A 14,327-nucleotide genomic window follows, 5' to 3' on the forward strand; every position below is an offset into this window, starting at 1 on the left:
CGGCCAGGGCGTTCCGGGGGGCCTGCACCCCTGGGGGGTATGCACGCACACCTCCGACCCGCAAGGGCGCCTAATCGGTCAAGATCCCGGATCCGGTTCGTATCCGGAACACCTGTCCGGTTACGCTCGGGTCATGCATGCCTGGCCCGCTTCTGAGGTCCCCGCCCTTCCCGGCAAGGGCCGCGACCTCCGGATCCACGACACCGCGACCGGTGGACGAGTGACCCTCGCCCCCGGCCCCGTCGCCCGTATCTACGTCTGCGGCATCACGCCGTACGACGCGACCCACATGGGTCACGCGGCGACCTACAACGCGTTCGACCTCGTTCAGCGCGTGTGGCTCGACACCAAGCGGCAGGTGCACTACGTCCAGAACGTGACGGACGTCGACGACCCGCTCCTGGAGCGCGCGCTCCGCGACGGCATCGACTGGGTCGGCCTCGCCGAGCGCGAGACCGCCCTCTTCCGCGAGGACATGACCGCCCTGCGGATGCTGCCCCCGCAGCACTACATCGGCGCGGTCGAGGCCATACCGGGCATCGTCCCGCTCGTCGAGCGGCTCCGGGACTCCGGCGCCGCCTACGAGCTCGACGGCGACATCTACTTCTCCGTCGAGGCCGACCCGCACTTCGGCCAGGTGTCGCACTACGACACCGAGCTGATGCGCCACCTCTCCGCCGAGCGCGGCGGCGACCCGGACCGTCCGGGCAAGAAGAACCCGCTCGACCCGATGCTGTGGATGGCCGCCCGCGAGGGCGAGCCGAGCTGGGACGGCGGCAGCCTCGGCCCCGGCCGCCCCGGCTGGCACATCGAGTGCGTCGCCATCGCCCTCGACCACCTCGGCATGGGCTTCGACGTGCAGGGCGGCGGCTCCGACCTGATCTTCCCGCACCACGAGATGGGCGCCTCCCACGCCCAGGCCCTCACCGGCGAGTTCCCCATGGCCACGGCGTACGTCCACGCCGGCATGGTCGCCCTGCACGGCGAGAAGATGTCGAAGTCCAAGGGCAACCTGGTCTTCGTCTCCGCGCTCCGCCGCGACGGCGTCGACCCGGCCGCCATCCGGCTCGCGCTCCTCTCGCACCGCTACCGCGACGACTGGGAGTGGACCGACCGGGTCCTGGAGACGGCCGTGGAGCGGCTCGGCCGCTGGCGCGCCGCCGTCTCGCGCCCCGACGGCCCGTCCGCCGACGCGCTCGTCGAGGAGCTCCGCGAGGCCCTCTCCGACGACCTGGACACGCCCGCCGCGCTCGCCGCGGTCGACCGCTGGGCCGAGCTCCAGACGGCCGGGGGCGGCACGGACGAGTCCGCCCCCGGTCTCGTCTCGCGCGCCGTCGACGCCCTCCTGGGCGTCGCCCTGTAGTCGTACCGGAAGAACAACTTCCTTTTGAGTGACCGCCCTTGGACTTCCCGACGAAGTCCGAGGGCGGTTCCTTTTTGTCCTGTCGCAATGCTCGAATCTGCGCTAAATAGGCCTCATGCAATCATCAATGCGCATGAGAGCAGCAGTCGTCGGTGCACTCCTCGGGTTCGTCGCCACCCTCGCGGGACCCGGAGCCACCGCCACGGCCGAACCGTCCGACACCACCGTCGGCGAGGTCACCGGCTTCGCCGCCGACGGAGCCGTCTACCGGCTGACCGCCGGCCACACGGAGGCCCGCGTCTCCTTCGTCACCGCCGACACCTTCCGCATCGAACTCGCCCCCGACGGGAAGTTCACCGACCCCACCGGCACCGACATCACGCTGCCCCAGGGCCCGCCCCCGGCCACCCGCTGGCGCGACCTCGGCGACCGGTACGAACTCGCCACCGCCGAGGTGACCCTGCGCGCCGCCAAGTCACCGCTGCGCTTCTCGGCCGTACGCGCCGACGGCACCCCGCTCTGGACCGAGACCCAGGGCCTCACCTGGAACCAGGACCGCACCGTCCAGACCCTCGCCCGCGGCGCCGACGAGCAGTTCTACGGCGCCGGGATGCAGAACGGCCGCGGCAACACCTCCCACCGCGGCAAGACCGTCGAGGTGGGCGTCGACTACAACTGGAACGACGGCGGCCACCCCAACTCCGTCCCCTTCTACCTCTCCTCCGCCGGCTACGGCGTCTACCGCAACACCTACGCGCCCAACACGTACGCCTTCACCGAGCCCGTCACCACCAGCGCGAAGGAACGGCGCTTCGACGCCTACTACTTCGCGGGCGCCGGGAAGGACGCCCTCAAGGACGTCATCGGCCAGTACACCCGGCTCACCGGCAAGCCCTTCATGCCGCCGGTGTACGGCCTGGAGATCGGCGACTCCGACTGCTACCTGCACAACGCCAACCGGGGCGAGCGCCACACGCTCGACGCCCTGGGGATCGCCGACGGCTACGTCCGGCACGACATGCCCAACGGCTGGATGCTCGTCAACGACGGCTACGGCTGCGGCTACGAGAACCTCGCCGAGACCACCGCGGGCCTCGGCGAGCGGAAGATGAAGCTCGGGCTGTGGACCGAGGACGGCATCGACAAGCTCGCCGACCAGGTGAAGGCCGGCCAGCGGGTCGCCAAGCTCGACGTCGCCTGGGTCGGCGACGGCTACAAGTTCGCCCTCGACGGCTGCAAGGACGCCCACGCCGGCATCGAGGCCAACAGCGACGCCCGCGGCTTCACCTGGGCCCCGGAGAGCTGGTCCGGCGCCCAGCGCTGCGGCGTCCAGTGGTCCGGCGACCAGTCCGGCAGCTGGGAGTACATCCGCTGGCAGATCCCCACCTACGCGGGCGCGTCCATGTCCGGACTCGCCTACACCACGGGTGACGTCGACGGCATCTTCGGCGGCAGCGCCAAGACGTACACCCGCGACCTCCAGTGGAAGACGTTCCTGCCCGTCACCATGACCATGGACGGCTGGGCCGCCAACGACAAGCAGCCCTTCCGGTACGGCGAGCCGTACACCACGATCAACCGCGCCTCGCTCAAGCTCCACGAGGCCCTGCTCCCGTACGTCTACAGCCACGCGTACAAGGCCACGAAGAGCGGCGTCGGCCTCGCCCGGCCGCTCGCCCTCGAATACCCGGACGACCCGAAGGCCGCGACCGAGGCGGCGAAGTACGAGTTCCTCAGCGGCGAGGACTTCCTCGTCGCCCCCGTCCACCAGGACGCCGTGGAGCGCGACGGCATCTACCTCCCCAAGGGCACCTGGATCGACTACTGGAACGGGCGCGTCCACGAGGGACCGCTCACCCTCGACGACTACAGCGCCCCGCTCGACACCCTGCCCCTCTTCGTACGGGCCGGGGCGGCCGTCCCCATGTGGCCCGGGTCCATCCGCTCGTACCAGGACCGCGCCCCCGGCGACCCGCTCGCCTGGGACGTCTACCCGCAGGGCGACTCCTCCTTCGAGCTGTACGAGGACGACGGCGTCACCCGCGAGCACCGCACCGGGAAGTACGCCACCCAACGCGCCGAGGTCCGGGCCCCCCGGTCCGGCCCCGGCGACGTCACCGTCCGGATCGGCGCGAGCACCGGCACCTACACCGGCAAGCCCGCCGCCCGGCCGTACGCCCTCACCGTCCACACCGGCGACGCCCCCGGCACGGTGAGGCTCGACGGACGCGCACTCCCCGCCCTCGCCTCCCGCGCCGCCTTCGACGCGGCCGGCCGGGGCTGGTGGTACGACCGCGACGAGCGCGGGGGAGTGGTCCGGATCAAGACCACCGCCCTGCCCACCGACCGCGCCTTCGAACTGCGCCTGACCGACACCAGCGCCGTCGGCGGGGCCGTCCCCGGCGCCTCCGCCGCCCTCGCCGCCCCCACCGGGCAGGAGCTCGGCGCCGGCACGCCCGGCACCGTCGCCGTGGACGTCACCGCGGGCACCCGGGACGCCACCGACGTCCGGGTCTCCCTGGACGCCCCGGCCGGCTGGCAGGTCACCCCGGCCGCCCCGATCGCCCGCGTCCCGGCCGGCACCACCCGCCGGGTCGAGGTCGCCGTCACCCCGGCGGCCGACGCGAAGCCCGGCGAGGCCACCCTCACGGCGACCGCCCGCCACCGCGCCGCGGGGACCGACCGCACGGCCGTCCAGCGGTTCGCGCTCGGGGTGATGCCCCCGGCGCCGACGGCCGACGCCTGGGCGAGCGACCTCGCCTGGCTGCGCGCGACCAACGGCTGGGGGCCGCCCGAGCGCGACCGCTCCAACGGCGAGTCCGGCGCCGCCGACGGCCAGCCCCTCACCCTGGCCGGGCAGACCTACGAGAAGGGCGTCGGCGCCCACGCCGACTCCGACATCGAGGTCTACCTCGGCGGCCGCTGCACCACCTTCACCGCCGACGTCGGCATCGACGACGAGATCAACGGCTACGGGGACGTGGCCTTCTCCGTCGAGGCCGACGGCCGGGTCCTGTGGACCTCGCCCCGGCTGACCGGGGCCTCCGAGACCCTGCCCGTGAACGTCGACGTGACCGGCGCCCGGCACGTGCGGCTGCGGATCACGGACACCAACGGGTCGAAGAGCGGCGACCACGGCGACTGGGCGGCGGCCAGGTTCGGCTGCGCCTGACGCCCGGGGCCCGGAACGCGGTACGGGAGGGGCGGCCGCGCCACCCCTCCCGTACGGCTACTCCCGGGTCTCTCCGGTCTCGCCGGCGTCCCCGTCGTCCTCGGTCTCCGCGGGGTCGGACGGGGGCTCCGGTCCGGTCCCCGGGCCCGTCCCCGGCACCGCCTCCGGGCCCGGCCGCTCCGGCTTCGGCGGGCGGGTCCGGCCGCTCCCCGGGTCCCGCAGGAAGTCGCCGCCCTCCGTGGCCACCCCCGGGCCGGAGCCCGGCCCCGTGCCCGGCTCGCGCCGCCGCAGATACCGCTCGAACTCGCGGGCGATCGCCTCGCCCGAGGCCTCCGGCAGCTCCGCCGTGTCCCGCGCCTCCTCCAGGGTCTGCACGTACTCGGCGACCTCGCTGTCCTCGGCGGCCAGCTGGTCCACGCCCAGCTGCCAGGCCCGCGCGTCCTCCGGCAGCTCGCCCAGCGGGATCCGCAGCCCGATCAGGTCCTCCAGGCGGTTGAGGAGCGCCAGGGTCGCCTTGGGGTTCGGCGGCTGCGACACGTAGTGCGGCACCGCCGCCCACAGGCTCACCGCCGGCACGCCCGCGTGCGTGCAGGCCTCCTGGAGGATGCCCACGATGCCCGTCGGGCCCTCGTACCGGGTCTCCTCCAGGTCCATCGTCCGCGCCAGGTCCGGATCGGAGGTCACTCCGCTGACCGGGACCGGCCGGGTGTGCGGGGTGTCCCCGAGCAGCGCGCCCAGGATCACCACCATCTCCACGCCCAGCTCGTGCGCGAAGGCGAGCAGCTCGTTGCAGAAGGAGCGCCAGCGCATCGACGGCTCGATCCCGCGCACAAGCACCAGGTCGCGGGGTTTCTCGCCGCCGACCCGGACCACGGAGAGCCGGGTCGTCGGCCAGGTGATCTTCCGGACGCCGTTGTCCAGGAAGACTGTGGGGCGGTTGACCTGGAAGTCGTAGTAGTCCTCGGCGTCGAGCGCCGCGAACACCTCGCCCTTCCATTCCCGGTCCAGGTGGGCGACCGCGGTGGAGGCGGCGTCGCCGGCGTCGTTCCAGCCCTCGAACGCTGCCACCATGACCGGGTCGATCAGCTCGGGTACCCCCTCGAGCTCGATCACCCAGCGCCTCCTTATTCGAAGTTCCTGTCGTACGGCCCCACCTTACGGCTTTCCGGTGGTCCGCCCGCAGTCCCCGGACGTCCCCGAAAACCCGTGCGGCCTTGATCGACTACCCAGGAATTCGCCTCCCCACACGGCGCTCCCGCACCTCCCCTCACTCCTCCCAGAGGGTGCTCGGCGCCTCCCTCCGCACGACGGGCGCGATCTCCTCGGCGAAGCGCTGGAGCGTCTCGGTCTGCTCGGCCGTCGACTGGCCGAAGGTGTCGACCGTGACGGACTGCAGGTCGTGCCCGTAGTGCTCGTGGTAGCCGAGGATCTTGTCGATGATCTGCTGCGGCGAGCCGATCAGCTGGGGGCCGTCCGCGATCGCGTCCTCGATCGTGCGGAAGGGGGTGTTGTACCCGGCCTTCCCCTCCAGGTGCGGCTTGAAGCTCTGCCGCACCCTCGCCTCGTACAGCTCCTTGTACCGGCTCACCGCCTGCTCGGGGGTGTCGGCGACGAGCAGCCCGCCGGAACCGGCCGCCACGCGCGCGTGGGCCGGATCGTGCCCGTACTCCTCGAACTTCTCGCGGTAGTGGGCGATGAGCCGCGCGTACGCCTCGCGCGGCTGGATCGCATTGGCGGTGAAGAGCGGATCACCGTGCTTCGCCGCCAGCTCGGGGGAGTTGAGACTGGTGGCCGAGCCGTGCCAGATCCGGGGCGGGCCGGCGTACGGCCGCGGGACCGTGGTCACGTTCTTCAGCGGGGGCCGGAACTCGCCCTCCCAGTCGACGCCCTCCTCCGTCCAGAGCCGGCGCAGCAGCTCGTACTTCTCCTTCTGGAGGTCCCACTGCCGCTCCTCGTCCAGGCCGAAGAGGTCGAAGTGACCGGCCTCCGCGCCCTTGCCGACGACGAGTTCGAGCCGACCGCGGGAGAGCTGGTCGAGCGTGGCGTAGTCCTCGGCGACCCGGACGGGGTCGAGGATCGCGAGCACGGTGACGCCGGTGAGCAGCCGGATCCGGCTGGTGCGGGCGGCCAGGGCGGAGAGCAGCACGGTCGGGGACGAGGAGAGGAACGCGCCCGCGTGCCGCTCGCCGACCGCGTACGCGTCGAAGCCGAGCCGTTCGGCGGTCTCGCCGAGCGCGACGACCTGCTCCAACCGGTCGGCGGCGGACAGCAGTTCGCCGGTGAGCGGATGAGGGGAGTGGTGGACGATCGAGAGCACCTGGAACTTCATGCCCCCACTGTGCGCGCCGAGTGTTGCGGCCGTGTGGACGGCGCATGGCACGCGTCGGGGGCGGCTCCTCGACGAGGAACCGCCCCCGATCGCCGCTGTCCGCGGGGGAGTTACTTCCGCAGCATCGACTCGACCCCGGCGCGGATCTCGTCCGTCGCGAGACCCCGGATGGTCAGCGTCGTACGGCGGCGCAGCACGTCGTCCGCCGTCTCGGCCCACTCGTGGTCGCGGGCGTAGGCGACCTGCGCCCAGATCTCCGGCGCGTCCGGGTGGATCCGGCGGGCCAGCTCGGGGTTCTCGTTCGCCATCCGGGCGATGTCGAAGGAGAGCGAGCCGTAGTGCGTGGCCAGGTGCCTGGCGGTGTCGGCGGCCATCCGCGGACCGGGCGCCGGGCCGTCGACGAGCAGCCGGTGGGCGACCGCGTTCGGGTTGGCTATGCCGGGCAGCGGCAGCCGCTTCGGCAGCGCGGACACCGGCTCGTAGTCCTCGCCCAGCGGGTGGCCGGGCAGGGACTCCAGCTTCTTCATCACCGTGCGGCCGATGTGGCGGAAGGTCGTCCACTTGCCGCCGGCCACCGACAGCATGCCGCCCCGGCCCTCGGTGACGACCGTCTCGCGCTTGGCCTTGGAGGTGTCGCCGGGACCGCCCGGGAGCACCCGCAGACCGGCGAAGGAGTACGTGATCAGGTCGCGGGAGAGCTGCTGGTCGCGGATGGAGAAGGCGGCCTCGTCCAGGATCTGGGCGGTGTCCTTCTCGGTGACCTCGACCTGGCCGGGGTCGCCCTCGTACTCCTCGTCGGTGGTGCCGAGGAGCAGCATGTCCTCCCAGGGGAGCGCGAAGGTGATGCGGTACTTGTCGATCGGGGTGGCCAGCGCGGCCTTCCACGGCGAGGTCCGCTTGAGGACCAGGTGCGCGCCCTTGGAGAGGCGGATGGACGGGGCCGCGTTCGGGTCCTCCATCGCGCGCAGGTGGTCGACCCACGGGCCGGTCGCGTTCAGCACGAGCCGGGCGTTCGCGCCGAACTCGTCGCCGGTGGTGCGGTCCCGCAGCTCCGCGCCGGTGACCCGGCCGCGGGTGAAGCGGAGGCCGGTGACCTCGGCGTGGTTGAGGACGGTGGCGCCGGCGGCGACGGCGGCGCGGACGGTCATCAGCGCCATCCGGGCGTCGTTCATCTGGTCGTCGCCGTAGACGGCGACGGCCTTCAGGTTGTCGGTGCGCAGCTCCGGCACGTCCTGGGCGGCCTTGGCGGGGGAGAGCAGGTGCCCGACGCCGTCGCCGAAGGCCGAGAGGGCGCTGTAGGCGAAGACGCCGGCGCCGAGCTTGGCCGCGCCGTGCGGGCCGCCCTTGTAGACGGGCAGGTAGAAGGTGAGCGGGTTGGCGAGGTGCGGGGCCACCTGGCGGGAGACCGCGCGCCGCTCGAAGTGGTTCTCCGCGACCAGCTTCACCGCGCCGGTCTGCAGGTAGCGCAGGCCGCCGTGGAGCAGCTTGGAGGAGGCGGAGGAGGTGGCGCCGGCGAAGTCGCCGGCGTCCACCAGGGCCACCCGCAGGCCCGACTGCGCGGCGTGCCAGGCGGTGGAGATGCCCAGGATGCCGCCCCCGATCACCAGGAGGTCGTACGTCGCCTTGGCAAGCTGTTCCCGGGTCTCGGCGCGGCTCGGCAGGGAACCGGCAGCCGGGTGCGTCCCCAGGGCAGGGACGGTCTGCAGGGTGGTCATCTCGTCTTACTCCTCGGATGCGTCGTCGAGCCAGCCCATGGAGCGTTCGACGGCCTTGAGCCAGCTCTTGTACTCGCTGTCACGCTTGTCGGCGTCCATGCGAGGGGTCCATTCCGCCGCCCTGCGCCAGTTGGCGCGCAGCGCGTCGGTGTCCGGCCAGAAGCCGACGGCGAGACCGGCGGCGTAGGCGGCGCCGAGGCAGGTGGTCTCGGCGACCATCGGACGCACGACGGGCGCGTCCAGGAAGTCCGAGAGGGTCTGCATCAGCAGGTTGTTGGAGGTCATGCCGCCGTCGACCTTGAGCGCGGTCAGCTCGACGCCGGAGTCCTTCGTCATGGCGTCGGTGATCTCGCGGGTCTGCCAGGCGGTGGCCTCCAGGACGGCGCGGGCGATGTGCGCCTTGGTGACGTACCGGGTGAGGCCGGCGATGACACCGCGCGCGTCGGAGCGCCAGTACGGGGCGAACAGGCCGGAGAAGGCCGGCACGAAGTAGGCGCCGCCGTTGTCCTCGACCGAGGACGCGAGGGTCTCGATCTCGGCGGCGGACTTGATCAGGCCCATCTGGTCGCGCATCCACTGGACGAGCGAACCGGTGACGGCGATCGAGCCCTCCAGGGCGTAGACCGGCTTCGCGTCGCCGATCTGGTAGCCGACCGTGGTCAGCAGGCCGCTGTAGGAGTTGATGAGCTTGTCGCCGGTGTTCATCAGCATGAAGGTGCCGGTGCCGTACGTGGACTTGGCCTCGCCCTCGGCGAAACACGTCTGGCCGAACAGGGCGGCCTGCTGGTCGCCGAGCGCGGAGGCGACCGGGACGCCGTCGAGGATGCCGCCCTTGACCGTGCCGTACACCTCGGCGGAGGAGCGGATCTCCGGCAGCACGGCGGCCGGGATGTCCATGGACTGCAGGATCTTCTCGTCCCAGGCCATGGTGTGGAGGTTCATCAGCATGGTGCGGGAGGCGTTGGTGACGTCGGTGACGTGGTGGCCGCCGTCGACGCCGCCCGTGAGGTTCCAGATGACCCAGGAGTCCATGGTGCCGAAGAGGACGTCGCCGCGCTCGGCGCGCTCGCGCAGGCCCTCGACGTTGTCGAGCAGCCAGCGGACCTTCGGGCCGGAGAAGTAGCTCGCGAGCGGCAGGCCGGTCTCGCGGCGGAAGCGGTCCTGGCCGACGTTGCGGCCGAGCTCCTTGCAGAGGGCGTCGGTGCGGGTGTCCTGCCAGACGAGGGCGTTGTGGACGGGCTCGCCGGTGTTCCTGTCCCAGAGCAGCGTGGTCTCGCGCTGGTTGGTGATGCCGATGGCCTTGACGTCGGCGGCGGTGATGTTCGCCTTCTCCAGGGCGCCGGCGACGACCTCCTGGACGTTGGTCCAGATCTCGGCGGCGTCGTGCTCGACCCAGCCCGGCTTCGGGAAGATCTGCTCGTGCTCCTTCTGGTCGACCGAGACGATCCGGCCGTCCTTGTCGAAGACGATGCAGCGCGAGGAGGTGGTGCCCTGGTCGATGGCCGCGATGAACGGGCCGGAGGTGTGTGCGTCGGTCACGGTGTGCTCCAAGGGGGTCTCGAAGAAGGACGGCTCAGGCGAACGCGATGGTGTAGATACCCGCGGCGACGGCGCCACCGATCAGCGGGCCGACGACCGGGATCCAGGCGTAGCTCCAGTCGGAGCCGCCCTTGTTCGGCAGCGGGAGCAGGGCGTGCACGATGCGCGGGCCGAGGTCGCGGGCCGGGTTGATGGCGTAACCGGTCGGACCGCCGAGCGAGAGGCCGATGGAGACCACGACGAACGCGGTGATCAGGGCGCCGATGACGCCGAGGCCCTTGCCGCTGTCGTTGAGGCCCTGGGTGAGCACGGCCAGGACCAGCACGACGGTGCCGATGATCTCGGTGGCCAGGTTCTGCCAGGTGTTGCGGATCTCGGGACCCGTGGAGAAGACGCCGAGCACCGGGCCGGGACCCTCGATCGGCTCCTCGCCGAGGGTCTCCGGGTCCGTGAGGTGCGCCCGGAACTGGCCGTAGTAGGCCACCCAGACCAGCGCCGCGCCGATCATCGCGCCGAGCATCTGGCCCGCGACGTAGACGGGGACGTTGCTCCAGTCCCCGTCCTTGATCGCGATTCCGACCGTGACGGCGGGGTTCAGATGGGCCCCCGAGAGGGAAGCGGTCATGTAGACCGCCGTCATGACGGCGAAGCCCCACCCGAAGGTGATCGCGAGCCAGCCCGCGCCGCGGGCCTTGGAGCTCTTGAGCGTGACGGCGGCGCACACACCGCCGCCGAGCAGAATGAGTACGGCGGTACCGATGGTCTCGCCGAGGAAGATGTCGGAGCTGGACACCCGCGACTCCTTTGTCCTTCGTCCAGGGGAAGGCGAACCCCGGGTCCCTCCGGTGGTCCGCGCCCTCGTGTGAGGGCGTTGCCGGCCCTTGGCACTGTCACACCTTAGCGCCTATTGCCGTTAGGTGTTCGACAATGCCGACCGATGAACGGAAGTTTTGCCCTCGGGTTAACAGCGCGTCAAGGGTCTGGGAAGTGAAAAACCCGCCGATGACGGGATCGTTACCGGCGGGTTCGGTTCTGTGCGGCGGGCGGTCAGAAGCGGTTGGCCCCCAGGTCCCGGGAGACCGCGCGGGCACAGTCCCGCACCGCCGCCACCAGCTCGGGGCGCAGCTCCCCGCCCGGGCAGACCCGCTCCACGGCCCCCGTGACCGCCACCGCGCCCACCGGCATCCGCCGCCGGTCGTGGATCGGCGCCGCCACCGACGCCACGCCCTCCCAGGTCTCCTCCACGTCCGCCGCCCAGCCCCGGGCCCGCGTCATGTCGAGCAGCGACTCGAAGTCGCCGAGCTCCGTGGTCGTCCGGGGCGTGAACGCCTCCCGCTCGACCTCCAGCGCCTCGCTGTGCGCCACCGGGTCGTACGCCGACAGGACCTTCCCGAGCGCCGTGGAGTGCAGCGGCTGCATGGCCCCCACCTCCAGGACCTGACGGCTGTCGTCCGGCCGGAAGACGTGGTGCACGATCAGCACGCCCCGCTGGTGCAGCACCCCCAGGTGCACGCTCTCGCCGCTGGACCGCGCCAGGTCGTCCGTCCAGACCAGCGCGCGCGCCCGCAGCTCGTGCACGTCCAGGTAGCTGTTGCCGAGCCGCAGCAGCTCCGCACCCAGCTGGTAGCGGCCCGAGGCCGTCTCCTGCTCCACGAAGCCCTCCGCCTGGAGGGTGCGCAGGATGCCGTGGGCCGTTCCCTTGGCGAGCCCGAGCGAGGACGCGATGTCGGACAGGCCGAGCCGGCGCTCGCCACCCGCGAGCAGTCGCAGCATGGCCGCCGCCCGTTCAAGCGACTGGATGTTCTTCGCCATCGCCCGGCCCCTCACCCTTCTCCCATTGTTCGACAATGCTGAACACTATCGGTCGATGCCGACCTCGCGTCACACCACACAGTGTCGGCCAAGGAGGGGCAGGACCGGGAGTCCCCGCACACAGGATGCCGTCCGGCCCGTGGGACGCCGTGTCCACCCCGGGCCCGGCGCGGTTACGCTGGCCCCGTGCACCCTCCCCCGAGGGTGCAAAGCCGACAGCCGTCGCATCCCAGGGAGCTCATCCATGGCCTCGTCGCCGACCCCTTCCGCTGACAGCCGGACCCGCGCCGCCGCCCTCCGCGAGGCACTCGCAAGCCGAGTCGTCGTCGCCGACGGAGCCATGGGCACCATGCTCCAGGCTCAGGACCCCACCCTCGAGGACTTCCAGAACCTCGAAGGATGCAACGAGATCCTCAACGTCACGCGGCCCGACATCGTCCGTTCGGTCCACGCGGCGTACTTCGAGGTCGGCGTCGACTGCGTCGAGACGAACACGTTCGGCTCCAACCACTCGGCCGCGGGCGAGTACGAGATCGCCGACCGGATCTTCGAGCTCTCCGAGGCGGGCGCCCGGATCGCCCGCGAGGTCGCCGACGAGTTCGGGGCCGAGGACGGCCGCCAGCGCTGGGTGCTCGGCTCCATCGGCCCCGGCACCAAGCTGCCCTCCCTCGGCCACATCGCGTACGACGTGCTGCGCGACGGCTACCAGCAGAACGCCGAGGGCCTCCTCGCCGGCGGCGCCGACGCCCTGATCGTGGAGACGACCCAGGACCTGCTGCAGACCAAGTCCAGCCTCATCGGCGCGCGCCGCGCCATGGACGCCCTGGGCGTGGACGTGCCGCTGATCTGTTCGCTCGCCTTCGAGACCACCGGCGTCATGCTGCTCGGCTCCGAGATCGGCGCCGCGCTGACCGCCCTCGAACCCCTCGGCATCGACCTGATCGGCCTGAACTGCTCCACCGGCCCCGCCGAGATGAGCGAGCACCTGCGCTACCTCGCCCGCCACTCCCGTACGCCCCTCATGTGCATGCCGAACGCCGGCCTGCCCGTGCTCACCAAGGACGGCGCGTACTTCCCGCTCACCGCGTCCGAGATGGCCGACGCGCAGGAGAACTTCGTCCGCGACTACGGCCTGTCCCTGGTCGGCGGCTGCTGCGGCTCCACCCCCGAGCACCTGCGCCAGGTCGTCGAGCGGGTCCAGGGCCTCACCCCGCCCGAGCGCTCCCCCCGCCCCGAGCCCGGCGCCGCCTCCCTCTACCAGACCGTGCCCTTCCGGCAGGACACCTCGTACCTGGCGATCGGCGAGCGGACCAACGCCAACGGTTCGAAGAAGTTCCGCGAGGCCATGCTGGAGGCCCGTTGGGACGACTGCGTGGAGATGGCGCGGGACCAGATCCGCGAGGGTGCGCACATGCTCGACCTGTGCGTGGACTACGTGGGCCGTGACGGCGTCGCGGACATGCGGGAGCTGGCGGGGCGTTTCGCGACCGCCTCCACCCTGCCGATCGTGCTGGACTCCACCGAGGTGGAGGTGTTGCGGGCCGGTCTGGAGAAGCTGGGCGGCCGGGCCGTCATCAACTCGGTCAACTACGAGGACGGCGACGGCCCCGAGTCCCGCTTCGCCAAGGTCACCCGACTGGCCCAGGAGCACGGTGCCGCCCTCATCGCGCTCACCATCGACGAGGAGGGCCAGGCCCGGACGGCCGAGCACAAGGTCGCCGTCGCCGAACGGCTCATCGAGGACCTCACCGGCAACTGGGGCATCAGGGAGTCGGACATCCTCATCGACACCCTGACCTTCACCATCTGCACCGGTCAGGAGGAGTCGCGCAAGGACGGCGTCGCCACCATCGAGGCGATCCGCGAGCTGAAGCGCCGCCACCCGGACGTCCAGACCACGCTGGGCCTGTCGAACATCTCCTTCGGCCTCAACCCGGCCGCCCGCATCCTCCTCAACTCGGTCTTCCTCGACGAGTGCGTCAAGGCGGGCCTGGACTCGGCGATCGTCCACGCGTCGAAGATCCTGCCCATCGCCCGCTTCGACGAGGAGCAGGTCACCACCGCCCTCGACCTGATCCACGACCGGCGCGCCGAGGGCTACGACCCGCTGCAGAAGCTGATGGCCCTCTTCGAGGGCGCCACCACCAAGTCGATGAAGGCCGGCAAGACCGAGGAGCTCCTCGCCCTCCCGCTGGACGAGCGCCTCAAGCGGCGGATCGTCGACGGCGAGAAGAACGGCCTGGAGGCCGACCTCGACGAGGCCCTGCAGACCCGCCCGGCCCTCGACATCGTCAACGACACCCTCCTCGACGGCATGAAGACGGTCGGCGAGCTGTTCGGCTCCGGTCAGATGCAGCTGCCGTTCGTGCTCCAGTCCGCCGAGGTGATGAAGACCGC

General features: G+C 71.6%; 9 protein-coding genes. 3 read left to right on the forward strand and 6 right to left on the reverse strand.

What is annotated here, in order from left to right:
* The first annotated feature begins 133 nt into the window (after window positions 1-133).
* Both mshC and ACZ66Z_RS28715 read left to right on the forward strand, forming a co-directional pair.
* Entirely contained in the window at window positions 134-1,363 is a 1,230-nt protein-coding gene (mshC, locus tag ACZ66Z_RS28710) for a cysteine--1-D-myo-inosityl 2-amino-2-deoxy-alpha-D-glucopyranoside ligase (protein WP_469938261.1), read from the forward strand.
* 115 nt (window positions 1,364-1,478) lie between these two features.
* Window positions 1,479-4,535, forward strand: a complete 3,057-nt coding sequence (locus ACZ66Z_RS28715) for an NPCBM/NEW2 domain-containing protein (RefSeq protein ID WP_469938262.1) — start codon at window positions 1,479-1,481, stop codon at window positions 4,533-4,535.
* A gap of 57 nt (window positions 4,536-4,592) precedes the next feature.
* On the opposite strand, the gene ACZ66Z_RS28720 is transcribed toward ACZ66Z_RS28715, so the two are convergent.
* From ACZ66Z_RS28720 to ACZ66Z_RS28745, 6 genes are all read right to left on the reverse strand, one after another.
* A complete protein-coding gene (locus ACZ66Z_RS28720; protein ID WP_469938263.1) occupies window positions 4,593-5,648 on the reverse strand; it encodes a PAC2 family protein in 1,056 nt (351 codons plus the stop codon).
* Between the two features lie 154 nt (window positions 5,649-5,802).
* Window positions 5,803-6,864 (reverse strand): LLM class flavin-dependent oxidoreductase, encoded by a 1,062-nt coding sequence (locus ACZ66Z_RS28725; RefSeq protein WP_469938264.1) that lies wholly within the window; start codon window positions 6,862-6,864, stop codon window positions 5,803-5,805.
* A 110-nt stretch (window positions 6,865-6,974) separates the two neighbouring features.
* Complete coding sequence (locus tag ACZ66Z_RS28730; RefSeq protein WP_469938265.1) at window positions 6,975-8,579, reverse strand: glycerol-3-phosphate dehydrogenase/oxidase; 1,605 nt, start codon at window positions 8,577-8,579, stop codon at window positions 6,975-6,977.
* 6 nt (window positions 8,580-8,585) lie between these two features.
* A complete protein-coding gene (glpK, locus tag ACZ66Z_RS28735) occupies window positions 8,586-10,118 on the reverse strand; it encodes a glycerol kinase GlpK (RefSeq protein ID WP_469938266.1) in 1,533 nt (510 codons plus the stop codon).
* A 34-nt stretch (window positions 10,119-10,152) separates the two neighbouring features.
* Window positions 10,153-10,911 (reverse strand): MIP/aquaporin family protein, encoded by a 759-nt coding sequence (locus ACZ66Z_RS28740; RefSeq protein ID WP_469938267.1) that lies wholly within the window; start codon window positions 10,909-10,911, stop codon window positions 10,153-10,155.
* 254 nt (window positions 10,912-11,165) lie between these two features.
* Window positions 11,166-11,930 (reverse strand): IclR family transcriptional regulator, encoded by a 765-nt coding sequence (locus ACZ66Z_RS28745; RefSeq protein ID WP_469938268.1) that lies wholly within the window; start codon window positions 11,928-11,930, stop codon window positions 11,166-11,168.
* Between the two features lie 244 nt (window positions 11,931-12,174).
* Here ACZ66Z_RS28745 and ACZ66Z_RS28750 point away from each other — a divergent pair.
* A partial coding sequence (locus tag ACZ66Z_RS28750; RefSeq protein WP_469938269.1) for a homocysteine S-methyltransferase family protein occupies window positions 12,175-14,327 on the forward strand: 2,153 nt, incomplete at its 3' end.

This window comes from Streptomyces sp. NPDC107498 (genome assembly GCF_055582805.1).